The organism is Gemmiger formicilis (genome assembly GCF_016900095.1).
Classification (GTDB): domain Bacteria; phylum Bacillota; class Clostridia; order Oscillospirales; family Ruminococcaceae; genus Gemmiger; species Gemmiger formicilis_A.
In genome coordinates, this window is record NZ_JACJJP010000028.1 from 1 (window position 1) to 23,112 (window position 23,112).

The 23,112-nt window shown below is 64.2% G+C and carries 35 protein-coding genes; all 35 read left to right on the top strand.

From position 1 onward, the window contains the following. Positions 1-184 precede the first annotated feature (184 nt). The 35 genes from H6B15_RS11980 to H6B15_RS12150 all read left to right on the top strand — a co-directional run bounded on the left by H6B15_RS11980 (position 185) and on the right by H6B15_RS12150 (position 23,083). Entirely contained in the window at positions 185-619 is a 435-nt protein-coding gene (locus tag H6B15_RS11980; protein ID WP_204648235.1) for a hypothetical protein, read from the top strand. A gap of 73 nt (positions 620-692) precedes the next feature. Then, positions 693-1,790 (top strand): DegT/DnrJ/EryC1/StrS family aminotransferase, encoded by a 1,098-nt coding sequence (locus H6B15_RS11985; protein WP_204648236.1) that lies wholly within the window; start codon positions 693-695, stop codon positions 1,788-1,790. Positions 1,791-1,807: 17 nt separating this feature from the next. Further along, a complete protein-coding gene (locus H6B15_RS11990) occupies positions 1,808-2,242 on the top strand; it encodes a sugar 3,4-ketoisomerase (RefSeq protein WP_204648237.1) in 435 nt (144 codons plus the stop codon). Next, positions 2,239-3,084, top strand: a complete 846-nt coding sequence (locus H6B15_RS11995; RefSeq protein ID WP_345941986.1) for an ABC transporter permease — start codon at positions 2,239-2,241, stop codon at positions 3,082-3,084. The genes H6B15_RS11990 and H6B15_RS11995 overlap by 4 nt, the downstream gene beginning before the upstream one ends. A 10-nt stretch (positions 3,085-3,094) precedes the next feature. Continuing rightward, a complete protein-coding gene (locus H6B15_RS12000; protein ID WP_204648238.1) occupies positions 3,095-3,856 on the top strand; it encodes an ABC transporter ATP-binding protein in 762 nt (253 codons plus the stop codon). A 123-nt stretch (positions 3,857-3,979) separates the two neighbouring features. Next, on the top strand, positions 3,980-5,530 hold the full coding sequence (gene cls, locus H6B15_RS12005) for a cardiolipin synthase (protein ID WP_207751532.1): 1,551 nt from the start codon (positions 3,980-3,982) through the stop codon (positions 5,528-5,530). Between the two features lie 162 nt (positions 5,531-5,692). Then, positions 5,693-6,154, top strand: coding sequence for a sigma factor-like helix-turn-helix DNA-binding protein (locus tag H6B15_RS12010; RefSeq protein ID WP_204648239.1), 462 nt, complete (start codon positions 5,693-5,695; stop codon positions 6,152-6,154). A gap of 151 nt (positions 6,155-6,305) precedes the next feature. Next, positions 6,306-6,497: a hypothetical protein gene (locus H6B15_RS12015; protein ID WP_204648240.1), complete on the top strand. Its 192-nt coding sequence runs from the start codon at positions 6,306-6,308 to the stop codon at positions 6,495-6,497. A 49-nt stretch (positions 6,498-6,546) separates the two neighbouring features. Next, a complete protein-coding gene (locus H6B15_RS12020) occupies positions 6,547-7,770 on the top strand; it encodes a PBSX family phage terminase large subunit (protein WP_345941987.1) in 1,224 nt (407 codons plus the stop codon). Between the two features lie 22 nt (positions 7,771-7,792). After that, positions 7,793-9,133 carry a hypothetical protein gene (locus H6B15_RS12025; RefSeq protein WP_204648241.1) on the top strand — a complete coding sequence of 447 codons (1,341 nt, stop codon included), beginning with the start codon at positions 7,793-7,795 and terminating at the stop codon, positions 9,131-9,133. After that, positions 9,120-9,287, top strand: a complete 168-nt coding sequence (locus H6B15_RS12030; RefSeq protein WP_204648242.1) for a hypothetical protein — start codon at positions 9,120-9,122, stop codon at positions 9,285-9,287. Before H6B15_RS12025 ends, H6B15_RS12030 begins: the two co-directional genes overlap by 14 nt. A gap of 32 nt (positions 9,288-9,319) precedes the next feature. Further along, positions 9,320-10,177 (top strand): N4-gp56 family major capsid protein, encoded by an 858-nt coding sequence (locus tag H6B15_RS12035; RefSeq protein WP_204648243.1) that lies wholly within the window; start codon positions 9,320-9,322, stop codon positions 10,175-10,177. Between the two features lie 14 nt (positions 10,178-10,191). Further along, on the top strand, positions 10,192-10,557 hold the full coding sequence (locus tag H6B15_RS12040; RefSeq protein ID WP_204648244.1) for a hypothetical protein: 366 nt from the start codon (positions 10,192-10,194) through the stop codon (positions 10,555-10,557). After that, positions 10,550-10,966, top strand: a complete 417-nt coding sequence (locus tag H6B15_RS12045; RefSeq protein WP_204648245.1) for a hypothetical protein — start codon at positions 10,550-10,552, stop codon at positions 10,964-10,966. The genes H6B15_RS12040 and H6B15_RS12045 overlap by 8 nt, the downstream gene beginning before the upstream one ends. A 13-nt stretch (positions 10,967-10,979) precedes the next feature. Further along, on the top strand, positions 10,980-11,414 hold the full coding sequence (locus tag H6B15_RS12050) for a hypothetical protein (RefSeq protein ID WP_204648246.1): 435 nt from the start codon (positions 10,980-10,982) through the stop codon (positions 11,412-11,414). A 15-nt stretch (positions 11,415-11,429) separates the two neighbouring features. Next, positions 11,430-11,909, top strand: a complete 480-nt coding sequence (locus H6B15_RS12055) for a hypothetical protein (protein ID WP_204648247.1) — start codon at positions 11,430-11,432, stop codon at positions 11,907-11,909. Positions 11,910-11,956: 47 nt separating this feature from the next. Next, a complete protein-coding gene (locus tag H6B15_RS12060) occupies positions 11,957-12,409 on the top strand; it encodes a hypothetical protein (protein WP_204648248.1) in 453 nt (150 codons plus the stop codon). Further along, positions 12,406-12,978, top strand: coding sequence for a Gp15 family bacteriophage protein (locus tag H6B15_RS12065; protein WP_204648249.1), 573 nt, complete (start codon positions 12,406-12,408; stop codon positions 12,976-12,978). Before H6B15_RS12060 ends, H6B15_RS12065 begins: the two co-directional genes overlap by 4 nt. Before the next feature lie 15 nt (positions 12,979-12,993). After that, complete coding sequence (locus H6B15_RS12070) at positions 12,994-14,859, top strand: phage tail protein (RefSeq protein WP_204648250.1); 1,866 nt, start codon at positions 12,994-12,996, stop codon at positions 14,857-14,859. Continuing rightward, entirely contained in the window at positions 14,856-15,230 is a 375-nt protein-coding gene (locus tag H6B15_RS12075) for a hypothetical protein (RefSeq protein WP_204648251.1), read from the top strand. Before H6B15_RS12070 ends, H6B15_RS12075 begins: the two co-directional genes overlap by 4 nt. Positions 15,231-15,240: 10 nt before the next feature. Continuing rightward, positions 15,241-17,436 (top strand): hypothetical protein, encoded by a 2,196-nt coding sequence (locus H6B15_RS12080; RefSeq protein ID WP_204648252.1) that lies wholly within the window; start codon positions 15,241-15,243, stop codon positions 17,434-17,436. Continuing rightward, the gene (locus tag H6B15_RS12085) at positions 17,433-17,630 is read left to right on the top strand and encodes a hypothetical protein (RefSeq protein WP_204648253.1); all 198 of its coding nucleotides are present in this window, start codon (positions 17,433-17,435) and stop codon (positions 17,628-17,630) included. Before H6B15_RS12080 ends, H6B15_RS12085 begins: the two co-directional genes overlap by 4 nt. Before the next feature lie 12 nt (positions 17,631-17,642). Next, positions 17,643-17,810 carry a hypothetical protein gene (locus tag H6B15_RS12090; protein WP_204648254.1) on the top strand — a complete coding sequence of 56 codons (168 nt, stop codon included), beginning with the start codon at positions 17,643-17,645 and terminating at the stop codon, positions 17,808-17,810. Next, positions 17,803-18,462 (top strand): hypothetical protein, encoded by a 660-nt coding sequence (locus H6B15_RS12095; RefSeq protein WP_204648255.1) that lies wholly within the window; start codon positions 17,803-17,805, stop codon positions 18,460-18,462. The genes H6B15_RS12090 and H6B15_RS12095 overlap by 8 nt, the downstream gene beginning before the upstream one ends. A gap of 1 nt (position 18,463) precedes the next feature. After that, entirely contained in the window at positions 18,464-18,835 is a 372-nt protein-coding gene (locus H6B15_RS12100; protein ID WP_204648256.1) for a hypothetical protein, read from the top strand. A gap of 3 nt (positions 18,836-18,838) precedes the next feature. Further along, on the top strand, positions 18,839-19,153 hold the full coding sequence (locus tag H6B15_RS12105) for a hypothetical protein (protein WP_204648257.1): 315 nt from the start codon (positions 18,839-18,841) through the stop codon (positions 19,151-19,153). Position 19,154: 1 nt separating this feature from the next. Further along, on the top strand, positions 19,155-19,277 hold the full coding sequence (locus tag H6B15_RS12110) for an XkdX family protein (protein ID WP_204648258.1): 123 nt from the start codon (positions 19,155-19,157) through the stop codon (positions 19,275-19,277). A gap of 15 nt (positions 19,278-19,292) precedes the next feature. Next, complete coding sequence (locus H6B15_RS12115; protein ID WP_204648259.1) at positions 19,293-19,598, top strand: hypothetical protein; 306 nt, start codon at positions 19,293-19,295, stop codon at positions 19,596-19,598. Further along, complete coding sequence (locus H6B15_RS12120; RefSeq protein ID WP_204648260.1) at positions 19,585-19,863, top strand: hypothetical protein; 279 nt, start codon at positions 19,585-19,587, stop codon at positions 19,861-19,863. The genes H6B15_RS12115 and H6B15_RS12120 overlap by 14 nt, the downstream gene beginning before the upstream one ends. Before the next feature lie 12 nt (positions 19,864-19,875). Further along, a complete protein-coding gene (locus H6B15_RS12125; protein ID WP_204648285.1) occupies positions 19,876-21,042 on the top strand; it encodes a hypothetical protein in 1,167 nt (388 codons plus the stop codon). Positions 21,043-21,054: 12 nt separating this feature from the next. Then, a complete protein-coding gene (locus tag H6B15_RS12130) occupies positions 21,055-21,510 on the top strand; it encodes a hypothetical protein (protein WP_204648261.1) in 456 nt (151 codons plus the stop codon). Positions 21,511-21,513: 3 nt separating this feature from the next. Beyond that, the gene (locus H6B15_RS12135) at positions 21,514-22,173 is read left to right on the top strand and encodes a M23 family metallopeptidase (RefSeq protein ID WP_204648262.1); all 660 of its coding nucleotides are present in this window, start codon (positions 21,514-21,516) and stop codon (positions 22,171-22,173) included. A gap of 5 nt (positions 22,174-22,178) precedes the next feature. Beyond that, positions 22,179-22,490: a hypothetical protein gene (locus tag H6B15_RS12140; RefSeq protein WP_204648263.1), complete on the top strand. Its 312-nt coding sequence runs from the start codon at positions 22,179-22,181 to the stop codon at positions 22,488-22,490. A gap of 12 nt (positions 22,491-22,502) precedes the next feature. Further along, on the top strand, positions 22,503-22,691 hold the full coding sequence (locus H6B15_RS12145; RefSeq protein ID WP_204648264.1) for a hypothetical protein: 189 nt from the start codon (positions 22,503-22,505) through the stop codon (positions 22,689-22,691). 137 nt (positions 22,692-22,828) lie between these two features. Then, on the top strand, positions 22,829-23,083 hold the full coding sequence (locus H6B15_RS12150) for an acyl carrier protein (protein ID WP_204648265.1): 255 nt from the start codon (positions 22,829-22,831) through the stop codon (positions 23,081-23,083). Positions 23,084-23,112 lie beyond the last annotated feature (29 nt).

The following is a 23,112-nucleotide window of genomic DNA, read 5'->3' on the forward strand; positions in this document are numbered from 1 at the left end:
CCGACCCCACCTTGCCCGCCCCGGGGGACGACCCCGCGCTTTTGGACGAACCCATTGCGGCCTATGAGAACTGCAAGCGATATTTGACCGAGGACGACAAGGCCGACATCGCCACCCTGATCCGCCTGCGGGCGGAGATCAACCGGGGGCGGCGCTGACCCTTTGTCCCGGAGAAAGGAACGCCATGTCATACGACCTGGAAAGCACCGTGGCCGAACTGGAACGGGAGGATATCTGTGTGCTGGATTGCTCGCTGCGGGCCAACCGCTGCCTGGCCCTGGCCGACGGGCGTCTGGTGGGGGTGGACACCCGCCGCTTTGACACCCAGGCCGAACTGCGCACCGCCCTGATCCATGAGGACGGCCATTTTGCCTCCGGCGCATTTTACACGGCCTACAGCCCTTACCAGCTCAAGGCCCAGGCCGAACACCGGGCCGACAAGGCCGCGGTGCTGAAATACCTGCCTTACCGGGAGCTGGCCGCCCGGCTGCGGGCGGGGGATACCCCCGCCGAAGCGGCGGAATACTTCTGCGTGACCGAGGCGTTTTTGCGCAAAGCCTGCGAAATGTACCGGGCCATGGGCAAAACCTTTGCTGCCGGAGAGCAGGAACCGCTTTGAATTTGGGGCGGAATATGCTATAATAAACAGAAGTCATGTTTTTTGACGGGCAACCGGGGAAGGAGGTGCGCGATTGCGCATCCTGGCAAATGATCTGAAGCGGCAGTATGATCTGCACGCGCCGGAATACGAGGCCAAAGCACTGGAAGTGCTGCGGGGCGGCTGGTATATTCTGGGCAAAGAAGTGGAAGCCTTTGAGAAGGAATGGGCCGCCATGGTGGGCACCAAGTACTGTGTGGGCCTGGCCAGCGGTCTGGATTCGCTGTGGATCGCCTTCCGGCTGCTGGGCATCGGCCCCGGGGACGAGGTCATCGTCTCGGCCAATGCCTACATCGCCTGCGTCATGGGCATCACCATCAACGGCGCCACCCCGGTCTTTGTGGAACCGGACGAATACGACAACATCGACGCGGCCCGCATCGAGGCCGCCGTCACCCCCCGCACCAAGGCCATCCTGGCGGTGCATCTGTACGGCCAGAGCTGCGATATGGACGCCATCGGCGCCATCGCCCGCAAGTATGACCTGAAGGTGGTGGAGGACTGCGCCCAGAGCCACGGCAACCACTGGCACGGCCAGGTGGTGGGCAGTTTCGGGGACGCGGGGTGCTTCAGCTTTTACCCCACCAAGGGGTGCGGGGCCTTCGGCGACGCCGGATGCCTGACCACCAACGACCCCGACCTGGCCGACCGCTGCCGGGTGTTCCGCAACTATGGCAGCCGTGTGCGCTACCAGAACGAGGTGGTGGGCGCCAACAGCCGCCTGGATGAGATTCAGGCCGGGCTACTGCGGGTCAAGCTGACCCATCTGGAAGAGTTCAACGCCGAGCGCTGCCGTCTGGCCGACCGCTACGACGCCGAACTGACCAATCCCTGCCTGCAAAAGCCCAAAATTCGCCCCGGGGCGGACAGCAGCTGGCACCAGTATGTGGTGCATCTGCCCGGATGCCGGGACCGTATGGCCGACTACCTGAAGGAGAAGGGCATCGGTACCATCATCCACTATCCCATCCCGCCCCATCTGAGCCAGGCTTACGCCTATCTGGGCCACAAGGCGGGGGATTTCCCGGTGGCGGAACGCTACGCCGCCGAGGTGCTCAGCCTGCCCATGTACAACGGCATGACCGAGGAGGAGCAAAGCTACGTGATCGACGCCATCAATGCCTTTCGTTGATTACGAGGAGTAATATTATGAATAAAAATGACAGCGCGTATTTCATCGAGTTTGCCGAGCACGGGGACGAGCGGGGCAATCTGGTGGTGGTGGAAGGGGAACGGGACGTTCCCTTTGCCATCCAGCGGGTGTTCTACATCTACGGGTCGGATACCGACATGGTGCGCGGCCAGCACGCCAACCGCAAAAGCCAGTTTGTGCTCATCAATGTGGCGGGGCAGAGCAAGGTCAAGGTGATGGACGGCCTGGGCAACGAGGCGGTCTTTTGCCTGAACCGCCCCCGCACCGGGGTGTACATTCCCACCATGGCATGGAAGGAAATGTATGATTTCAGCCCCGACGCGGTGCTGCTGTGCCTGGCCAGCGAGCACTATGACGAGAGCGAATATATCCGGGATTTCGACGCCTTTGAGGCGGAAATTGCCGCCATGCACAAGGGCGGCGCCCAGTGAAAACCGCCGAAACACAAAGGAGTGATAGCGTGGACAACGCAGCCAAACAGCCGAAAAACAGCCAGTACAAGGTGATGATGACTCACTTTGTGCAGTATATGCCCCTGGTACGGGAACTGGTGGGCCGTGACCTGAAGGTCAAGTACCGCCGCAGCTTTCTGGGCTATGTGTGGAGCGTGCTCAACCCCTTGCTGATGATGATTGTGCAGACCATCATCTTTTCCTACATGTTCCGCACCGACATCCCCAACTACCCCCTGTACCTGATCTGCGGCAACACCCTGTTCACCTTCTTCAACGAAAGCGCCAACATGGGTCTGACCTCCATCATCTACAACGCGCCGCTGATCAAGAAGGTCTACATCCCCAAGTATATCTTCCCCCTGAGCCGGGTGGTGTCCAGCTTTGTGACCATGAGCTTCAGCCTGGCCGCCGTCGTGCTGGTCATGCTGCTCACCCGCTCGCCCATCTACTGGACCATCCTGCTGTTCTGGATTCCGCTGCTGTTCCTGCTGCTCTTCTGCTGCGGCATCGCCCTGACCCTGGCGGCCCTGACCGTCTATTTCCGGGATATCCAGCACCTGTTCAGCGTCATCACCCTGGGCTGGATGTATGCCACCCCCATCTTCTACCCCATTGAACAGCTGCCCGATTTTGCCCAGACGCTGATGAAGTTCAACCCCATGTACCACTATATCAACTTCTTCCGCAACCTGGTCATGCACGGCAACATCCCGGGCCCCAATACCTGGATCGCCTGCATCTTCTCCAGCCTGGTCATGCTCTGCCTTGGCCTGTGGGTGTTCCGCAAGCTGCAGCGCAACTTCATCCTGTATGTGTAAGGAGGCCGACATGAGCGTGAACGAACAACCGGTTATCGTGGACGTGAACCATGTTTCCATGCGGTTCAACCTGGCCACCGAAAAGACCGAGACCCTGAAAGAAACCCTGGTCAAGCGCCTGCAGGGCAAGCTGACCTTCAACGAGTTCTACGCCCTGAAGGATGTGTCCTTCCAGGTGCGCAAGGGCGAGGCTGTGGCCCTTATCGGCCGCAACGGCTCCGGCAAGAGCACCATGCTCAAGGTGGTGGCCGGCGTCATGTACCCCTCCCAGGGCGGATGCACCGTCAGCGGCAGCATCGCCCCCATGATCGAGCTGGGCGCCGGTTTCGACATGGACCTGACCGCCCGGGAAAACATCTACCTCAACGGCGCGGTGCTGGGCCACGACCGGGAATACATGGACCAGCATTTTGAAAACATTGTGGAGTTCTCCGAGCTGCGGGACTTCATCGACGTGCCGGTGAAAAACTTCTCCTCCGGCATGGTGACCCGCCTGGGCTTTGCCATCGCCACCGAAGTCACCGCCGACCTGCTGGTGGTGGACGAGGTGCTGGCCGTGGGCGACTTCATGTTCCAGCTGAAGTGCCTGGACCGCCTGAATCGTATGCTGGCCAACGGCACCACCCTGCTCTTCGTCAGCCACAGTTCGGAGCAGGTGCGCAAGCTGTGCAGCCGGGCTATCTGGCTGGACCACGGTGTCAAGCGGGGCGACGGCCCGGTGGACGAGGTGTGCACCGAGTACGAGGAAGCCATGCGCCGGGGCGAACAATAAGACTCTTTTGCAGCCGCCCGCGGGCGGCTTTTTGTATTGGCGGTTGCATTTTCGGCAACGCCGTGATACGGTATGGATACCGCACTTCGGGCCTGTGGGCACCGTCCCACGGAAAGGAATCCTATGGAGGAAGTCAGAAAAAAAATCAAGAATCTGCTGCAATTTGTCTTCAGCCGTCTGGTGGTCACCATGCTGCTGCTGTTGCTGCAGGCCATCTGGATGTTTGTGCTCTTCAACGAGCTCACCGCCTACGCCAGCTGGATCAACATCCTGTGCCTGATTATCAGCATCATCATGTGCGCCGCCCTAATCCGGCGGGATTCCACCGTGCCGGAATTCAAAATCAGCTGGATGGCGCTGTTCATGCTCATGCCGGTGCAGGGCGGGCTCTTGTACCTGATGTGGGGCGATCACCGCCCCGCCTACCGCCTGCGCCGCAAGCTGGAAAAGGCCGGCGAGCGCATCCGTCCTTTGCGCACCGATGCCCCCGGCCCCTATGAGGCCCTGGAGGCGGTGGATCCCCGGGCGGCCCGCACCGCCGACTATCTGCGCACCCAAGGCGGGTTTCCCCTGTACGGGGACACCGACGTGACCTACTATCCTTCCGGCGAGGCCATCTTCCCCGATATGCTGGCCGCCATGGAAAGCGCCGAACAGTACATATTTGTGGAGTTCTTCATCATTGCCCAGGGCAAGATGTGGGACGCCGTGCACGACGTGCTCAAACGCAAGGCTGCCCAGGGGGTGGACGTGCGGGTGATTTACGACGACGCCGGCAGTGTGACCCGCCTGCCGGTGGGATACTGGCGCAAGCTGGAAGCCGAGGGCATCCGGGCACTGCCCTTCAACCCCTTTGTGCCCATGCTCAACCTGGTCATGAACAACCGGGACCACCGCAAGATTCTGGTGGTGGACGGCAAGGTGGCCTTCACCGGCGGCATCAACCTGGCGGACGAGTACATCAACCGCATCCGCCGTTTCGGCCATTGGCGGGACGCCGGGGTGCGGCTGTGCGGCCCGGCGGCCTGGAGTTTTGCCACCATGTTTCTGGAATTCTGGACCGCCAACCGTCCCCAGAGCGACGAACGGGCGGTGCCCCGGCCGGAACCGCCCAAAGGCGTGCAGCATACCGGGTTGGTGCAGCCCTTCTGCGACACACCGGTGGACGACGAATGTGTGGCCAAGAACGTGTATCTGGAGATGATCAACCAGGCCCAGCGGGAACTGTTCATCACCACCCCCTACCTGATCCTGGACAACGACATGCTCACCGCCCTGTGCCTGGCCGCCAAGCGCGGGGTGGATGTGCGGGTGTACACCCCCGCTATCCCGGACAAGAAGAGCATCTACCAGCTCACCCGCAGCTACTTTCCGGTGCTTATCCGGGCCGGGGTCAAGGTGTTCACCTACACACCCGGCTTCCTGCACGCCAAGAACTGGCTGTGCGACGGCCGCATGGGGGCCGTGGGGTCCATCAACCTGGACTACCGCAGCCTGTACCTGCATTTTGAGTGCAGTGTGGTGCTGTACGGCTGCAAAGCCCTGGAAGATTTGCGGGCCGACATGCTGGACATTGAGGAGAAAAGCCATCTGGTAGACCTGAGCGAATGCCGCACCAGCTGGTTCGGCACCCTGCTTTCCGCCGCCCTGCGCCTGCTGGCCCCCCTTTGCTGAAGATTCCCAATCCCCGACGCCTTTGGCGCCGGGGATTTTTTGTGGGTGAACAAGAAACCGCTGCAAATTTTGGTAAATTGCCACTTGACAACCTATGGTTGTTGGAATATACTTCTTTTACAGAAAACAGTAACAACGAACCGGACAATACAAGGAGGAGCTATGAACAATCGGGAAAAGATCAAGTGGCTGGAGCAGTATCGCCGGGAGCAGAGCCGTCTGCGGATGCTGTGCACCGAGCTGGACGCCCTGCGGGCCCAGGGGTGGGAACTCTGCCGCGCCCGGGACGGGCGGGAGGATGCCCCCATGCCGGACTGGCTGGCCCGGGACCTGGCCCAGGCCCGGCAGGAGATGGAAGTACAGGGGGCCCGGTGCGTGCTGCTGCGTCGCCGGGTGGTCAAGGCCATCAGCCGGCTGGAGGACGAACGCCAGCGGGAGGTACTCTGCCGCCGGTTTTTGCAGGGGCAGACGGTGGCCGAGGCTGCCGACGAGATGGGCGTGGTACCCCGGCGGGTGGAGCAATTGCAGACCGAGGGGGTGCGTTTGCTTGCAGTGGAAGTACAGGAAACCGGAACGGAAACCGCAAAGAAGGCGCGGCTGAAGCGGGGAACCCCGGACCTGTGAGAAATCCGAAAGGAAAAATACCCGGTGGAAGGCGGATTTTCAGAGGATTTCGGGGTTTTTTCGGAATCTGTTCTTACAGAATACGGTAACGTTTTGTTGAAGTTTCGGGGCGGGGCGTGGTAGTCTTGTGGTGCGGAAAGGGGGATGGACGATGCAGGACGAGATCACGCCCGAGCAGGTGCTGGGGGAACTGGCGCTCATCGCCTTTGCCGATCTGCGCAGCGGCGACCTGCCGGTGAAGGCGGCGGACAAGCTGCGGGCGCTGGAGATGATTTATCGCTACCTGGGCATGGGCGAGGGTGCCGGCAGCGACGAGGGGGTGGTGATTCTGGACGGGGACTGACCCCCAAACGGGAAAGGAGGAACAACACATCCGTGTACGACTGAAAGATGTGATTGCGCCGGTGTTCTGGGGCGTGCACTGTGCGGTGCGCCGGGGCGAGGTGCAGGAACTGGTGCTGAAAGGCGGACGCGGCAGCGGCAAGTCCAGTTATGCCTCGCTGGAACTGATCCTGCAGCTGCTGCGCCACCCTGACTGCCACGCCGTGGTGCTGCGCAAGGTGGGCGGCACCATGCGCAGCAGCGTCTACACCCAGATCTGCTGGGCCATCGCGGCCCTGGGACTGGGACGGCGGTTCCGGTGTACCGTCAGCCCCATGGAGTGCACCTACCTGCCCACCGGGCAGAAGATTCTCTTCTTCGGGCTGGACGACGCGGGCAAGCTCAAGAGCGTGCGGGCCCCCTTCGGGTACATCGGTCTGGCCTGGTTCGAGGAGCTGGACCAGTTCGACGGTCCCGAGGAGGTGCGCAGCGTGGAGCAGAGCGTCTTCCGAGGCGGGGACTTCACCCTGGCCATCAAGAGCTTCAACCCGCCCGCCATGGGCCGCAGCTGGGTCAACCAGTATGTGCTGGAACAGCGCCCGGGACGCCGGGTGCTCCACGCCACCTACAAGGACCTGCCGCCTCACTGGCTGGGACCCCGGTTCCTGGCGGATGCCGAACACCTGAAACAGACCAACCCGGTGGCCTACCGCCACGAGTATCTGGGCGAGGTGGTGGGCAGCGGGGCGGCCGTGTTCGACAACCTGCGGCTGGAAGAAATCCCGGAAGAGCAGATTGCCGGATTCGACCGGCTGTACCACGGGGTGGACTGGGGCTGGTACCCAGACCCCTGGGCCTACAACGCCGTGGCCTACGACCCGGCCCGGCGGGTGCTGTACATCTTTGATGAGCTCACCCGTCACCGCACCCCCAACCGGGACACCGCCAAGCTGCTGCTGGACCGGGGCGTGGGCGGGGACGAGGGCGGCTGGCTCACCGCCGATTCCGCCGAACCCAAAAGCTGCGCCGACTACCGGGCCTACGGTCTGCCCTGCCGGGCAGCCCGCAAAGGCCCCGGCAGTGTGGAACAGAGCATGAAATGGCTGCAAAGTCTGGCGGCCATCGTCATCGACCCCACCCGCTGCCCCCACACCGCCGCCGAGTTTTCGGCCTACGAGTACGCCCGGGACCCCCGCACCGGCGAGGTGCTGCCCGGCTACCCCGATGTGAACAACCACCACATCGACGCGGTGCGGTATGCGGTGGAAACCGTCTGGCGGCGGCGGGGCAGCTGAAAGCCACAACAAGGAGGATGGATTGAAAAGTTTTCTGGAACAGGCCTTTGGCCGGGCGGATGTCACCGGACCGGCCATGCATGCGGCCATCCGGGAATGGTTCGACCTGTATTTCGGCCGTCCCGTTCCCGGCGAGGACCCCGCCGGCCGGCTGCCGGTGCTGATTGTGGACAAGCTCTGCCGGGCCGTCTTTGCGGAGTACGAAACCCGGCTGACCCCCGGCGGCTGGATGGACCAGAACCTGCAGGCCCTGAACGCCGTGCGGCGCCGGGCTTTGCAGAACGCCCTGGTGGGCGGGGAATGTCTGCTGAAACCGGTGCTGCGGGGCCAGGGGTTCGACTTTGTGCCGGTGCGCCGGGACTGCTTTGCCCCCCTGGCCCGGGACGCCCACGGCCGGCTGCAGGCGGTGGGCACCATGGAACTGCTGGCCCGGGGCGGCCGGCGGTACGCTCTGCTGGAGCGGCGCAGCGCCGCCGCCGACGGGCTGTGCATCGAGACCCGGCTCTTTGAGCTGGCGGGGGAGGCCCTGGGCCACGAAGCCCCCCTCTGTGCCCTGCCCGAGACCGAGGCCCTGCGCCCCACCCTACTGCTGCCCGGCGTGCCCGGGGTGGGACTGGCCACCCTGCGCACCCCGCTGCTCAACTGCGTGGACGGCGGCCCCGAGGCGGTGGCGGTCTTTGCCCCGGCGGTGGGGCTCATCCACAGCCTGGGGCGCACCGAACACCAGCTGCGCCGGGAGTTCGAGAACGGGGCTTCCCGGGTGTTTGCCTCGGAGGACCTGCTGCAGGAGGACGGCGCCGGCCGCCGCAATCTGCGGGACGACCTCTTTGTGGGCCTGCCCGACGACCCCGCCAACCTGGGAGTGACGGTGTACAGCCCCGCTTTGCGGGAACAGAGCTACCTGGCCCGCAAGCAGGACATCCTGCGGGGTTGCGAGAGCCTCATCGGTCTGAAACGAGGGCTGCTCAGCGAGGTGGAAGCCACCGAGCGCACCGCCACCGAGGTGACGGCCAGCACCGGGGACTACGACCTGACCATCCGGGACTTCCAGGCCATGTGGGAGAACGCCCTGCGGGAGGCCCTGACCCTCTGCGATGCTCTGGGCCGGGCCTACGGCCTGTGCGGCGGCGAACCCTTTGACCCCGCCACGGCCCTGACCCTGGACTGGGGCGACGGGGTGCTGTACGACCGCACCCGCACCTGGAACGAGTACCTGGACATGGTGGACGGGGGACTTCTGCGCCCCGAACTGGCCCTGGCGTGGTATTTTGGCCTTCCGCACGAAACCGAAGCCGACCTGGCGGCGGTGCGTGCGCGGTATATGCCCGGCGAAAGGGAGGTGAAACCGGATGGAAACCAATGACCCTAAGGTGACGGCACCCGCCCCCTACGCGGCGGGAACCGGCACGGCGGCCATGCTCCCCGGAAGGGAAGCGCTGGACCGCATGAGCTATCGGGAACGGCTGGCCCTCAAGCACAGCGATCCCGCAACCTACGAACAGCTGCGCCGCGGCTGAGTTACACCCGATTGTGAAAGGAGAACGAATACATGGCGGATATGACCACCAAACTGGCGGACCTCATTGACCCCGAAGTCATGGGCGATATGGTGAGCGCCCGCATCCCGAAAAAACTGCGCGTGGCACCCTTTGCCAAGGTGGACGACACCCTGGTGGGGGTCCCGGGCGATACCATCACCGTGCCGGCCTACGGCTACATCGGTGACGCCGACGACGTGGCCGAAGGCGCCGAGGTGGCCATCGAGAAGATGACCACCTCCACCCGCAAGGCCACCGTCAAGAAGGCCATGAAGGGCATCAGCCTCACCGACGAGGCGGTGCTGTCCGGCTACGGCAACCCGGTGGGCGAAGCCAACACCCAGCTGGCCCTGTCCATCGCCGCCAAGATCGACAACGACTGCATGGACGCTCTGCAGGGCGCCAGCCTGACCTTTGACGGCAGCGCCGCCGCCATCAGCTATGCGGGCATCGTGGACGCCCTGGACCTGTTCGAGGAGGAGCAGGGCAGCGACAAGGTCATCTTTGTCCACCCCAAGCAGGTTACCCGGCTGCGCAAGGACCCCGACTTCCTCTCCGCCGACAAGTACCAGGCCGGGGTCATGGTCTCCGGCGAAATCGGCATGGTGGCCGGCTGCCGGGTGGTGCCCTCCAAGAAGGTGCCGCTGGTGGATGAGGAGGCCAACTACTCCTGCCCCATCGTCCGCCTGGAAAGCGACCCCGAAACCGAGGACGAAATCCCGGCCCTGACCATCTACCGCAAGCGGGAGGTCAATGTGGAGGCCGAGCGCAAACCCAAGATCCGCACCACCGAAATCACCGCCGACGAGTTCTATGTGGCGGTGCTGTCCAACGAAGCCAAGGTGGTGCTGGCCAAGTTCCAGGCCTGAGAGGGGGCATCGCCTTGCCGGACTACACCTTTTACACCGATGCCTACCTGGGGGAGGACATTCCGGAAGACGACTTCCCCCGCTATGCTAAACGCGCCGCCGCCAAGCTGGCCTACTTCCACCAGGTCTTCCGGGTGAGTGCCCGCCCCGGCATCCCCGACGCCGAGGACAACGCCCTGTGCGCCATCGCCGACGCCATGTACGAGTTCGACGGCGAGGACAAGCGCCGGGGTCTGGCGTCGGCCAGCGTGGGCTCGGTGAGCGAAACCTACACCGCCCCGGCGGAACTCTCCGCCACCACCCTCTATCTGCGGGAATCCTACTTCCGCCAGGTGGCCGCGGACTTTCTGCTCATGAAGCGGGGGGTGCGCCATGGGTGAGGCCCTTCGCTACGCCCTGTGCACCCAGACGGTAACCCTCTACCACCCGGACGAAACCACCCGGCAGGTGGTGCGCACCGTGCTGGACGGGGTGTTTCTGGACCGGCGGGTCAAACTCAACCGCACCGAAACCGGCCGCCAGCTGGCCCAGGCCTTTCTGCTGGTGATCCCCGCCGCGGCGGGGCAGCCGGACCGGGACTACACCCTGGAACCCGGGGACCGGGTGCTGGAAGGCGTGGGCCCCGACCTGGCCTGGGCCGGTTGGTCCGCCTTTGTGCCCGCCGCGGTGGAAGGGCTGTGCTGCGTGCAGTACACCGCCCCCAAAATTCTGGGCGGGCGGCTGTGCCATCTGGAAGCCGGGGGCTGGTGGACCCGCTCGGGCAGCGGCGCCCACAGCCTGACCAACTAAGGAGGAACCGCCCATGGACGAAACCCAACTGCAGACCCTGTGCGACTGGCTGCGCACCGCCCCCGCCCTGGCGGGGGTCGGGACCCTCTGGGTGGACGACGCCCCGGCGGTGCCGGGCACGGCGGGGCTGTTCCTCGCAGGGGTCCAGGTGACCGAACGTCGGGTGAACCTGCTGGGGGAGGTGCGCCTGCGCTGCCGGGCCTCCTTCACCCTGCGGCTGGTGCTGCCTTATGACGGGCAGAGCACCCAGCCCAATGCGGCCACCCTGCTGGCCTTCCAGCGCTGGGTGCTGGAACAGAGTGCCGCCGGTCTGGCCCCGGTGTTCGGCAACGCCGACACCGCCCGGGAACGGCTGACCGCCGCCGACGCCAAGCTGGAACGGGTCACCGACGAGAGCACCGCCGTCTACGCCGTGCAGCTGAAAGCCGAATACACCCTGCAGTACTGAAAGGAGAGAACCTTTTTGAAGATCGAACGCAAATACATGGCCCATTACCTGAACGCGGCCTTTTCGGATTCGGACAGCGAATACTGCCGTCTGGGCGCCGACCTGGAGGAGTATTCCCCCGAACTAAGCGCCAATGTGGAAAAAAAGACCAACATTCTGGGCCAGACCTCGGTGGTCATCGACAGCTACCAGAAACAGGGCGAGGTTTCGCCCTACTACGCCGAGAAGGACGACCCGCTGTTTGAAAAGCTGCAGGCCATCATCGACGGTGACCTGGTGCTGGACCAGCTCAAGACCGACATGGTGGAGGTCAAGCTGTGGGGCGATGAGGGCGACGGCGCTTTCCCCGCCGTGAAGGAGGAAGTGTACGTGGAGATCGTCAGCTACGGCGGCGACACCACCGGCTACCAGATCCCCTTCAACGTCCACTACACCGGCGTCAAGACCGCCGGCACCTTCGACGTGAACACCAAGACCTTTACCCCGGCGGGCTGAGCCTGCCGGGCGGGTGGGCGGGAAATGACAAAGGAGCGTGAATTCTGATGCACAAGCTGCTGGTGGATACCGGCGTGGAAGAATTCGAGGTCAACGGACGGGGCGTGCTGCGCTTCAACCCCGGCGACCCCAACATCTACCACCGTTTTTTTGCGGCCCGGGAGGAACTGGCCGCTCTGGACGAGGAACTGACCCGGCGCGGCGCCGCTTTGCCCCAGGGGGAGGACGGGTCCGCTTCGCTGGAACTGCTGGCCGAGTACGACCGGCGGATCAAGGCGGTGCTGAACCGGGTGTTCGGCGCCCCCAACGACTTTGACACCCTGCTGGAAGGGGTGAACCTGGCCGGTGTGGGCACCAACGGCCGCCGTGTGGTGGAAAACCTGCTGGAAGCCCTGGCGCCCATCCTGCAGGCGGGGGCCCAGCGGACGGTGCAGGCCACCGCCGCCGAAGCCGTGGCCGAAGCCGAGGCCGCCCGCGCCGCCCGCGCGGCGGGCGAATGACCGGCTGGGACCTGCCCACCCGTCTGACGGTGGGAGGAAAAGCCTACGAGGTGAACGCCGATTTCCGGGATATGCTGGACATCATCGGCTGGCTGGAAGGGGCGGAAGGGGAGGATCTGCTGCCCGAGGAACGGTGGTACATCGCCATGGCCCTGTTCTACCGGGATTTTGCAGCCATGCCCCTCACCGATCACCCGGCGGCAGCCCGGGCCCTGGCGGATTTCCTGGCCGGGGGCCGGGAACCCGACGCTGCCCCCGGGCCCCGGCTGCTGGACTGGCAGCAGGACGCCCCCATGATCGTGGCCGGGGTGAACCGGGCCGCGGGGTGCGAGGTGCGGGCCCTGCCTTTCCTGCACTGGTGGAGCTTTCTGGCCTGGTTTTCGGCCATCGGCGACGGGCCCCTGGCCACGGTGGTGGCCATCCGGGACAAGCTGCGCCGGGGCAAAAAGCTGGAAGCCTGGGAGATGAGCTACTACCGCGCCCACCGCAGCGAGGTGGATCTGCGCCCCGCACGCAGCAAGGCCGAGCAGGAGGAACACGACCGCCTGCTGGCCCTGCTGGCCAAGTGAGAAAGGGGAACGATTTTGGCAAAAACCATTGCATTTGAGGAGGAAGCCGCCGCCCTGGGCACCCGGGCGGGCCGTCTGCGGGACAGCCTGCAAAGCCTGGACACCGCCCTGCGCACCGCCGAAGCGGGCGCCAGGCGCACGGCGGCCTCCACCCAGAACCTGCGGGCGGCCTTTGTCCATGCGGCCGCCCCGCTGACCGACACCCTGAACCCGGCCCTGGCCGAGCTGGACACCCTGACCGGGGCCCTGGGCAGCCGCAGCGGTGTGGCCAAGACCGCCGCCGGTCTGGACCAGGTGGAACAGGCCGCCGCGGCCGCCGCCAAAACCACCGCCAAGGCGGTGCACAGCCTGGCTGGGTTCGACGAGATCATCCGCATGGGGGCGGTGAGCGAAACCGCCTCCAAGAGCTCTTCCGGCTCTTCGGGCAAAAAGTCCTCCGGTTCCTCCTCCAAAAAGACGGCGGAAAAGGCGGCGGCCGAGGCCGAAACCCCGGTGCAGAGTCTACTGTCCCGGCTGAAGGGGGCGCTGGATGCCTTCTGGGCTTATGTGCGGCAGTATTATGCCCCGGCCATCCTGGCCTGGGGCGCTGCCTGGAACCGGATGAAAGAGGCCGCTCTGGCGGTGTGGGAGCCGGTGAAAACCGCCGCCCTCGACCTGTGGCAGAACACCCTGGCGCCCCTGGGCAACTATCTGCTCACCCAGTTCGTGCCCGGCATTGTGAACAGCTTTTCCCTGGCATTGTGGTCGGTGGTGGGCCAGCTGGGAGCCGCCACCATCACCGCCCTGGGCAACACCTTCGTCTGGCTGGCCGGGGTGGTGCAGCAGGCCATGGACGGGGTGGTACGCCCCGCCCTGGAAAACGCCCTGGCCATCTGGTCCACTATGATGCAGGCCATCTACAACGCCTGGCAGGTGTACGGCCAGCCCATCTATGACGGCATCATTGCCGCGGCGGACAACCTGTGCGCCGTGCTGGACGCTTTGTGGACCGGCACCGTCCTGCCCCTGCTGCAGGGCCTGGTGGGCCAGCTCAACACCCTGTGGCAGGAATCCCTGGTGCCCCTGTTTTCCGACCTGATGATGCTGCTGGGCTCGGTGGGACAGCTGTTGCTGAATCTGTGGAACCAGGCCATTGCCCCGCTGCTGCAATGGCTGGTCACCGCCTTCGGCCCTGCTGTGTCCCAGATCTGTCTGCTGGTCAGCGGCGCCGTGACCACCGCTGTGGGCGTGGTGGCCGGGCTTATCAGCACCCTGCTCACCGCCCTGCGGGGGTTGGCGGATTTCCTGTCCGATGTGCTCTGCGGCCGGTGGAGCGATGCCTGGAACGATATGGCCGACACCGCCGCCCGGGTGTGGGAGCGCATCACCACCACCGTCAGCAACGCCGTCAACGGCATCAAGGAGCTGGTCAGCGGCTTTGCCTCCGGCATTGTGGACGCGGTCAAGGGGGCTTTGTCCGCCCTGGACAGCCTGAAAGACCGGGCCTCCGCCGGCACCTACAAGGTGGGCAAGGCGGAGGCGGAAAGCCGGGCCCTGCCCTACAACGCCCTGCCCTCCCTGCCCGATGCGGGAACCCTGCGGGTGCCTGCCCTGGCCCGGGGCGCGGTCATCCCGCCCAACCGGGAATTCCTGGCCGTGCTGGGCGACCAGCGCAGCGGCACCAACGTGGAAGCCCCCCTGGCCACCATCCAGCAGGCGGTGGCCGCCGTCATGCAGGATATGTCCGACGGCGAACTGGCCGCTTTGCAGCAGGTGGTGGCCACCTTGCGCCAGATTCTGGAAGCCGTGTACGGCATCCGGGTGGGGGATGAGGTCATCGGCCGGGCGGTGGAACGGTACCGGCTCAAGCAGGCCATTATCACGGGAGGTGGCTTTGTATGAGACAGAAGGTGAATTTTTACCAGGTGGACGGCGTGCCCATGCTGGCCCCCGATGCGGAGCCGGAATTCAGCTTTGCCGACCTGGATGCCAGCGATTCCGGCCGGGACGAGAGCGGCGTCATGCACCGCATCATGGTGCGGGAAAAGGTGGGCACCTGGAGCTTCTCCTACGCCCATCTCTCCGACGAGGAACTGGCCTATCTGCGAAATCTGTTTGCGGGCAAGGCCCAGTTTTCCTTTACCCATCCTGTGCTGGGGCAGAGCAACGCCACCGAGACCTGCACCGCCTACATGAGCCAGTGCAGCGCCCTGTGGAAGAACCAGCGCACCGGACAGTGGCGGAACTTCCAGTTCAACATCATCCAGTGTTGAGGAGGTGCCCATGCTGAAACACAAACTGGTGCTGGGGAACGGCACCGTCCTGACCAGCGGGCCGGGCACCGGCAACGCCATCCGCAGCGTGACCCTCACCGAGCAGGTGAGCGACAGCACCGACCTTTGCCCCGGAGCGGCCTGCGCGGCCTGCGCCGAGCTGGAGCTGTGGGCGCCGGAAAACGGGTTGCGCATCACCCAGGGGGAGACACTGACCCTCTACCGCCTGGACACCGACGCAGGAACCGAGACCAAGGCGGGCATCTTCCTGGCGGAAAAGCCCACCAAGTCCAGCGCCAACGTCTACAAGGTCACGGCCTACGACCGGATGAACCTTTTTGACAAGGATCTGTCCGCCTGGCTGCGGGACAACCAGGGCATGTTTCCCCTGGCGCTGACCGAATTTCTCCGCAAGCTGTGCGACCAATGCGGGGTGGCGCTGAAAGCAGGCACCCTGGACGACCTGCCCAACGGCGGATACAGGATCCGGGCATTCAGCGCATCCGACCTGACCGGGCGGCAGCTGCTGCAATGGGCCGCCCAGGCGGCGGGACGGTTCGCCCGCATCACCGCCGACGGCACCCTGGAACTGGCCTGGTACGAGGAGCCTTCCGGGAAATCGGTCATCGTGGCCCCGGGCGAAACCGTCGCCCGCACCGCCCTGCGCCTGGCGGGCAGCGTGCTGCGCACCAGGGCCGGGACCATCTGGCGGATGGGCAACGCCACCCGCTACTACCTGCAGGGAACCCTGCAATACGAGGAGTACGACACCGCACCCCTGGACAAGGTGCAGATCCGGCAGAGCGAGGAGGATGTGGGGGTGCTGTGGCCCGCCGACGCCAAGGGGGACAACGCCCTGGTGCTGGAGGAAAATCTGCTGCTGACTGCCGACAGCCCCGACGCTCTGCGGACGGTGGCCCGGACTCTGTACGAACAGATGGGGGCGGAATCCTACACCCCGTTGCAAGTGACCCTGCCTTTTTCCGAAGACCTGCGCCCCGGAATGCGGCTGGATGTTCTCGACCCTTACGGCCGGGTGCACCACACCCTGGTGATGAAGCGTACCGTCACCGGCCAGATTATGGAGCTGGAATCTACCGGTAATGCCCGGCGGGATTCCACCGCCGCCGTGAACCGGCAGAGCTGGCGGGATGTGTCCGGCCGGATGCTGGAAATCAAAACCGACATCGACGGAATGAAGATCACCCTGTCCGGCAAGCTGGACGGGCAGGATGCCCAGACCCTCATCGAACAGAACCTGGAAGGACTGACCCTCAGCGCCCAGGCGGGAGAAAAGGCCAGCACCCTGACCCTGAAAGCGGGGCAGACCACCCTGACCAGCGCCCAGATTACCTTCAGCGGCATGGTGGAGTTCGCCGACCTGAGCACCCCGGGGCGCACCGCCATCAACGGCGCCAACCTGCGCACCGGCGTGGTGCTGTCCAACTCCGGGTATACCCGGCTGGATCTGGACAGCGGTGTGTTCCAGGTGGGCAAGGACGACACCGTCTATGTGCATCTGGAACCGGACGGCATTACCTGGCGGGGCGGCCAGGATGTGGACGGCGCCACCGCCCACGGCCAGATCCGGGCCACCGAAGACCGGCTGTGGGTCACCTCGGACACAAGATACCAGATGTTCGGCTGGCGCCACGAAGCCAGCGGCACATACCAGTGCCTGGAGATGGAACAGGTGGATAACGCGGTGAGCGTGCCCAACCGCCTGAATGTGGGCGGGGTGTGCTCGGTGCGCACCCTGCTGGCCTGGGACGCCAAGGAACGGGTGGTGCAGACCGAAACCTGGGGCAGCCGCGGCATGGCGGCCATGGAATCCCCGGAACCCCTCTTCTTTGACGCCGGTTCCGGCGTGCTGGACGAAAACGGCGTGTGCTGTATTGAGGCCGCCCCGGTATATGAGGAAGTCACCAGCCCCACCGTGGAGCGGCGCTGGTATGTGACGCCCACGGCGGCAGGGACCCTCTGGGTGGAAAAGACACCCTGGGGCGCGGTGGTCCACGGCACCCCGGGAATGCCCTTCGACTGGATGGTAAGCAGCGTCCAGCGCGGGTATGAGGGGGTGTACGCGGAAGCGCATGCCGAACCATACCCGGATGTGCGCTGCAAACCGGGAGATTTCCTGAACGAGGAGGTCCTGGATGAGGTCTTCGGGCCGATTCTGCAAACGGAAAGGGAGGAAAGTGAATGATTGCGATTACAGCAATTTCCAGTGTGGCCACCGGGGAAGGCAAGCGCCTGGTGGTGACCTACAGCGAGGTGAACGACCAGGGCGAGTTTGTGCGCCAGAACATGAAGAAAAACTATGTGGCCACGGCAGCCGAGACCCTGGCGGCCATCGAGACGCTGGAGAAGGACGCTATGAGCCACATCGGCGGGCAGTAAGGAGGGGCACAAATGGAAACCGGAAAAGCGGTGACCCGACTGGAACAGCAGCTGGTGGACGCCGTGAACCAAAGCCACCTGCACCCGGTGGTGGTGCGGCTGGTGCTGCTGAACATCCTGCACGCGGTGGAGGACAAGCAGCGGGAACTGGAACAGGAGGGAGACAAGGCGGATGGCTGACAACCTGACCTATTACGACAGTCCTCTGACCGGGGAGGAACTGGACGCGGCTTTTCGCAAGCTGCCCCAGCTGGATGCCAGCGTGGCCGCGGCGGCCCAAAGCGCCGAACTGGCCGAGAGCTGGACCCAGGGCGGCACCGGTGCCCGGGCGGGGGAGGACACCGACAACGCCCGATACTGGTGTGAGCGGGCCCAGATGGCCGACGGCGCCCTGGGATGGTACGCCGATGCCGCGGGCCTGAAATCCGCCCACCCCACCGGCCGGGCAGGCCAGTGGGCGGTGGTGGGGGCCAGCGATACGGTGTTTGTGTGGAGCCCGGACGCCAACGCCTGGGTGGAGAGCGGGGCATCCCTGTACAAGGCGCTGTTTTCCCTGGATAAGTGGTCCGGCGGCGGTCCCTTCACCCAGAAAGCCACGGTGACGCCGCTTAACGGCGGACCGCCGGTGAGTGCCCGCAGCACCCTGTGCAGCGGGTTCGGGGTGGATGATACCCTGGGAGCCCAGGCCTATACCTTGCTGCTGGGCATGGCCGCGTCCCTGGGCAAAACCGGAAACAAAACCTTCGGCGACGGGACCCTGACCCTGACGGTGGACCAAAAGCCGACGGTGGATGCAGAACTTTACTTTATGGCCAGGAAAGGCGGTGTGTGATATGGGACTTTCGTTTCCCGGAACCGGGGCCCAGTTTACCAAGGTGTGGGAAAACCCGAACCCCAACGGAAACTTTGCCGGACAGGTGGTGCAGATGGACCTGTCCAACTATGATGCGGTGCTGATTCTGCAGCGCGCCGGTACTTCACTGTGGATCCGGGTGGGACAGGACGCCATTGATACCTCGGCCAATATCTGGGCCAACGGTCAGATCGGTGCTTCGTATGACCTGAAAAGCAGACGATATTATACGTCCACCACCAAAATCACCTTCAGTGATTGTATGGTCACCTACGGCGGTTCCGGCAATGTGGAAACACAGAACAACTGGCATATTCCCATTGCTGTATACGGCGTGAACTTTGGAGGGTAAGGCATGAAGATTTACGATGAGATCACCCGGGAGGAACTCACCGATCCCGACCTGAGTGCGGGGCGGCTGTATGACGGCGAGATCGTCACCGGTCACACCGAGGAATACCTGGAAGTCATGGACGGCACCGTCACCGAGGACAGACCCGAGGGCCTGCGCCGGCTGGTGCCGGCTGCGGAGATCACCGAGGCCTGCCAGTTTTATCACCAATACACCGCAGGTGAGCTGGCGGCCATGGCCCACCCCACCCAACTGGACCGGGTGGATGCCCAGGCTACCTACACCGCCATGATGACCGATACGCTGCTGGAGGTGTGATATGTTCGAAAAGATCAAGAAATGGTACGCCATGGGCCTGTGGAAGGAAACCCAGGTCCGGCAGGCCGTAGAGAAGGGTGTGCTCAGTGAAGAGGAGTGCGCCGAGATTCTTTCCCGGCAATAAAGGGCAGGTGAGCGGATGCAGACCATTGAAATCAGGCAGGGGGACACCGTACAGCTGAAGCTGAACCTGACCGAAAACGGACAGCCCTTTGTGCCGGACCAGGAAAAGGTCGTCTTTTCGGTGGGGCGGTACAAGGACCTGCTGTTCAGCCTGGAAGCGGTGGACGGCGTGGTGAAAATCCCCCACGAAAAGACGCAGGCGCTGAACCCCGGCGAGTACAAATTCGATGTGCGGGTGTATGACGCGGACAAGAATCTGGTGGCCACCCCGATGGTGGGGGTGTTCCGGGTGCTGGAGGTCGTGAACCATGACCTGTTATAAGCTGGCGGGGGACATCTCCGACGTGCGGGAGATTCACTGCACCCTGGGACAAACCGGGGAACTGGCCGCCGACATGCAGGTGGAACACTACGCCGCAGGCGGCACCGCCTACAAGATCGGCCACGGCCTGAAGCTGGACCAGAGCACCAACACCCTGTCGGTGGATACCGCCGACCAGGTGGAACAGGACAACACCCTTCCCGTCACTTCCGCCGCCGTGGCCGCCACGGTAGGCAATATTGAAGTGCTTCTGGGAACCATCTGAGGAGGATCGCTTTTGAGTATTCAGACAGAAATTTCCCGAATCCAGTCGGCCCGGGACACCCTGCGGACCAAGGCGGTGGAGCTGAAAATCTCCGCCGGCACCGAAAAGCTGGACGAGCTGGCCGAGGACTACGGCGGGATCACCAACCAGGGCGGTGTTACGGCCCAGGTGAAGGAAGGGGAGACCTACACCATCCCCAAAGGTTACCACGACGGCACCGGCACGGTGTCCGGTGTGGCGGGCGGCGGCAATTACAACCTGCAGAGCAAGCAGGCCACCCCCACCAAGAAACCCCAGCAGATCACTCCGGACGAGGGCTACTACGGCCTGTCCGACGTGACGGTGGGGGCCATCCCCTCCCAGTACCAGGATGTGTCCTCGGTGACCGCAGGGGAGGCGGACGTGCTCACAGGCAAGATCATCGTGACGGCGGACGGGTCGGTGGTGCCGGGCAGCATGCCCAACAACGGCACCGTGTCCAAAACCCTGGACGCGGCCAGTACCAGCTATACGGTGCCCAAGGGCTACCACAGCGGCAGCGGTACCGTGAAGATCGTCACCGAGGAAAAGACCGTCACCCCCACCAAGTCCGCCCAGCCCATCACCCCCACGTCGGGCAAGGTGCTGAGCAAGGTGACGGTGAACGCTATCCCCGCCGCCTACGTGGACACCACCGGCGCCACCGCTGCGGCGGCGGAGATTCTGCTGGGGGAGACCGCCTATGCAGGCGGCGCCAAAGTGACCGGCACCATGCCCAACAACGGCAGCGTGAGCAAGGTGCTGGATGCCGGCACCACCGCCATGACCATCGCCGAAGGCTACCACGACGGCACCGGCGGGGTGAGCATCGTTCCCGAAACCAAGAGCGTGACCCCCACCAAGTCGTCCCAGACGGTGAGCCCCACCTCCGGTAAGGTGCTGACCAAGGTGACGGTGGCGGCCATTCCGGCCCAGTACATCACCACCACCGACGCCACCGCCGCGGCGGCGGACATTCTCAGCGGCAAGACCGCCTATGTGGGTGGGACCAAGCTCACCGGCAGCATGAAGAACAACGGCGCCATCTCCGGCAGCATCGACGGCCTTTCCGGTACCAGCTATGCAGTGCCGGCGGGGTATACCAGCGGCGGCACCGTGAGCCTGACCGGGGACATTGAAGAAGCGCTGGCCGACATTTAAGGCGGTGAGAAGATGAGCGTACAAACCGAACTGAACCGTCTGCAGGCGGCTAAGACCGGCCTGACGGCGGTGCTGTCCCAGAACGGGGTGGCGGTGCCGGCAGGCACCACTCTGGACGAATATCCCACCCTGTTCAGCCAGATGGGCACCAGCCTGGCGGTGGGCCTGTTCAAGGCAACGTTTGCGGTGGACCGCTGGACAGCGTCCAGCGGCAACTATACCCAGACCGCCGCCGTCACCCCGGTGGCCGGGGTGGAAAACGTCACGGCCGGGTCGGTCATGGCCTCCCCGGTGTTTGTGGCGGATACCTACCCGGACGCTACCCAGCGCCAGGTACGGGTGTCCGGCGGGGTGGTGGATGCCGGGAAAAAGAGCTTCGGCGCCGGCACCATGACCTGCACCACCCGGGGCGGCAGAAAGCCGCCCAGCGATGTGGAAGTGTTTTTTCTGGCAAAGAAGGGGGAATGAACCATGCGATTGAACAACGGGGATGTGGTCCTTTGCTGGCCCCTGGCCCTGCATGTGCTGACAGCGGGTTACTTTTACAGCGACGGCAGCCGCCATGAAGCTATCGACCTGCGCACCAACCAGGGCGGCAGTGTGGTCAAGCCGGTGTATGCGGCCGAGGACGGCACCGTGGAGGAAACCCAGACATGGGACGGGCACACCAAGACCGGCATGCAAAGCTACGGCACCATGATCCGCATCCGCCACGGCGATTACCGGGGCGTGACCTTGCAAACCAGATACGCCCACCTGTCCCGGCTGTGTGTGAGCAAGGGCCAGACTGTCAAGGAAGGCCAGCTCATCGGCTACACCGGGGAAACCGGCAACATCAGCGGCGCCCACCTGCACTTTGAGGTGATCCTGGGCGGCAACCGCCGCAATCCGTTGGTGTGGCTGGACGATGACTTCACCACCGCCAACACCGGCGTGTACACCTACCAGCCCGGGGAATATGCCGCCTCCCGCCCGGCGCAGACCGCCGCTCCGGCCGCTGCCCGGCTGCAGACCATCACCATCGGTCCGGTGAGCCAGGGCGATGCGGACGCCATTCTGGCCCTGTGCAAGGAGCGCAGCCTGGACCAGCTGGGGCTGTACCGCTCGGTCTGGGCCGAGGAGGTGGGGTGATAGCCGTGGACAAAGTGACGGATGTGCTGGCGGCGGTCCTGCCGCTGCTGACCGCCTTCTGCGGTTGGGCGGCGGCCCGGCTGACCCGCAGCCGCAGGGAGGAAAAAGCCCTGCGGGATGGGGTCAAGGGCCTTTTGCGGGCCAAGGTCATCGACCTGGGACTGCACTACATCGACGAAAAGGCGGTGCCGCCCTACGGGGTGGAAACCCTGCGCAGCTGCTATGACCCATACATGGCCCTGGGGGACGGGGACCCCTCGGTGACCCACATCATGCGCCGCTGCGAAACCCTGCCGGTGCGTTCCGGCGGGAACTGAGGGAGGAAGAGGATGGAAGAATTCTGGAAAAACCTGGCCGCTCTGCTCAAGGTCAAGACCATCGTGACCCTGGTGGTCATCGGGGTGTTTGCGGCCCTGGCCCTTGCGGGCAAACTGCAGCCGGACACGGTGATGACCATCGTCACCATGGTGGTGGCCTTCTATTTCGGCACCCAGAGCCAGCGGCAGAACAAAGGGTGAAGAGGTGTGCCTTGTGAGGATTGCACAAGAATCCGCTGTTGATTTCTAACAGAAGGCAGGGGGGGATCCCCTTGACGATGTCGGTGTGGATTGGGTATCATAAGGCAAAAGGAAGGTGCTGCAATGCAGCCGACAGAATGGGGGATACCGTACCTATGACCAAGCAGGAACTGAAAGAAATTCTGGCAGAACAGTTCAGCTGCGACGAGAACGAACTGACTTCGAAAACCACCTTGGCAGAACTGGGCGCAGACCATGAAGATCTGATCGAGCTGGCCTGGCAGTTGGGGGAAGCCATCGGTGTGGAAGTGGACGAAGACCGTCTGCAGGAAGTGGAAACGCTGGACGAACTGTGGCGTCTGGCCAGAGAGCTGGAAGAAGAAGCCGAATAAAACCCAACGAACAAAAACGGGGCTTGCTC

What these genes read in the sequence shown, in the direction of transcription:
- H6B15_RS11990 (WP_204648237.1), top strand. Translation starts at nt 1,808, where the DNA reads ATGAATAAAAATGACAGCGCGTATTTCATCGAGTTTGCCGAGCACGGG.
- H6B15_RS12080 (WP_204648252.1), top strand. Translation starts at nt 15,241, where the DNA reads ATGCTGAAACACAAACTGGTGCTGGGGAACGGCACCGTCCTGACCAGC.
- H6B15_RS12035 (WP_204648243.1), top strand. Translation starts at nt 9,320, where the DNA reads ATGGCGGATATGACCACCAAACTGGCGGACCTCATTGACCCCGAAGTC.
- H6B15_RS12045 (WP_204648245.1), top strand. Translation starts at nt 10,550, where the DNA reads ATGGGTGAGGCCCTTCGCTACGCCCTGTGCACCCAGACGGTAACCCTC.
- H6B15_RS12060 (WP_204648248.1), top strand. Translation starts at nt 11,957, where the DNA reads ATGCACAAGCTGCTGGTGGATACCGGCGTGGAAGAATTCGAGGTCAAC.
- H6B15_RS12030 (WP_204648242.1), top strand. Translation starts at nt 9,120, where the DNA reads ATGGAAACCAATGACCCTAAGGTGACGGCACCCGCCCCCTACGCGGCG.
- H6B15_RS12115 (WP_204648259.1), top strand. Translation starts at nt 19,293, where the DNA reads ATGCAGACCATTGAAATCAGGCAGGGGGACACCGTACAGCTGAAGCTG.
- H6B15_RS12015 (WP_204648240.1), top strand. Translation starts at nt 6,306, where the DNA reads ATGCAGGACGAGATCACGCCCGAGCAGGTGCTGGGGGAACTGGCGCTC.
- cls (WP_207751532.1), top strand. Translation starts at nt 3,980, where the DNA reads ATGGAGGAAGTCAGAAAAAAAATCAAGAATCTGCTGCAATTTGTCTTC.
- H6B15_RS12135 (WP_204648262.1), top strand. Translation starts at nt 21,514, where the DNA reads ATGCGATTGAACAACGGGGATGTGGTCCTTTGCTGGCCCCTGGCCCTG.
- H6B15_RS12130 (WP_204648261.1), top strand. Translation starts at nt 21,055, where the DNA reads ATGAGCGTACAAACCGAACTGAACCGTCTGCAGGCGGCTAAGACCGGC.
- H6B15_RS12150 (WP_204648265.1), top strand. Translation starts at nt 22,829, where the DNA reads ATGGGGGATACCGTACCTATGACCAAGCAGGAACTGAAAGAAATTCTG.
- H6B15_RS12000 (WP_204648238.1), top strand. Translation starts at nt 3,095, where the DNA reads ATGAGCGTGAACGAACAACCGGTTATCGTGGACGTGAACCATGTTTCC.
- H6B15_RS12105 (WP_204648257.1), top strand. Translation starts at nt 18,839, where the DNA reads ATGAAGATTTACGATGAGATCACCCGGGAGGAACTCACCGATCCCGAC.
- H6B15_RS12065 (WP_204648249.1), top strand. Translation starts at nt 12,406, where the DNA reads ATGACCGGCTGGGACCTGCCCACCCGTCTGACGGTGGGAGGAAAAGCC.
- H6B15_RS12090 (WP_204648254.1), top strand. Translation starts at nt 17,643, where the DNA reads ATGGAAACCGGAAAAGCGGTGACCCGACTGGAACAGCAGCTGGTGGAC.
- H6B15_RS11980 (WP_204648235.1), top strand. Translation starts at nt 185, where the DNA reads ATGTCATACGACCTGGAAAGCACCGTGGCCGAACTGGAACGGGAGGAT.
- H6B15_RS12085 (WP_204648253.1), top strand. Translation starts at nt 17,433, where the DNA reads ATGATTGCGATTACAGCAATTTCCAGTGTGGCCACCGGGGAAGGCAAG.
- H6B15_RS12010 (WP_204648239.1), top strand. Translation starts at nt 5,693, where the DNA reads ATGAACAATCGGGAAAAGATCAAGTGGCTGGAGCAGTATCGCCGGGAG.
- H6B15_RS12120 (WP_204648260.1), top strand. Translation starts at nt 19,585, where the DNA reads ATGACCTGTTATAAGCTGGCGGGGGACATCTCCGACGTGCGGGAGATT.
- H6B15_RS12145 (WP_204648264.1), top strand. Translation starts at nt 22,503, where the DNA reads ATGGAAGAATTCTGGAAAAACCTGGCCGCTCTGCTCAAGGTCAAGACC.
- H6B15_RS12075 (WP_204648251.1), top strand. Translation starts at nt 14,856, where the DNA reads ATGAGACAGAAGGTGAATTTTTACCAGGTGGACGGCGTGCCCATGCTG.
- H6B15_RS12050 (WP_204648246.1), top strand. Translation starts at nt 10,980, where the DNA reads ATGGACGAAACCCAACTGCAGACCCTGTGCGACTGGCTGCGCACCGCC.
- H6B15_RS12110 (WP_204648258.1), top strand. Translation starts at nt 19,155, where the DNA reads ATGTTCGAAAAGATCAAGAAATGGTACGCCATGGGCCTGTGGAAGGAA.
- H6B15_RS12095 (WP_204648255.1), top strand. Translation starts at nt 17,803, where the DNA reads ATGGCTGACAACCTGACCTATTACGACAGTCCTCTGACCGGGGAGGAA.
- H6B15_RS12100 (WP_204648256.1), top strand. Translation starts at nt 18,464, where the DNA reads ATGGGACTTTCGTTTCCCGGAACCGGGGCCCAGTTTACCAAGGTGTGG.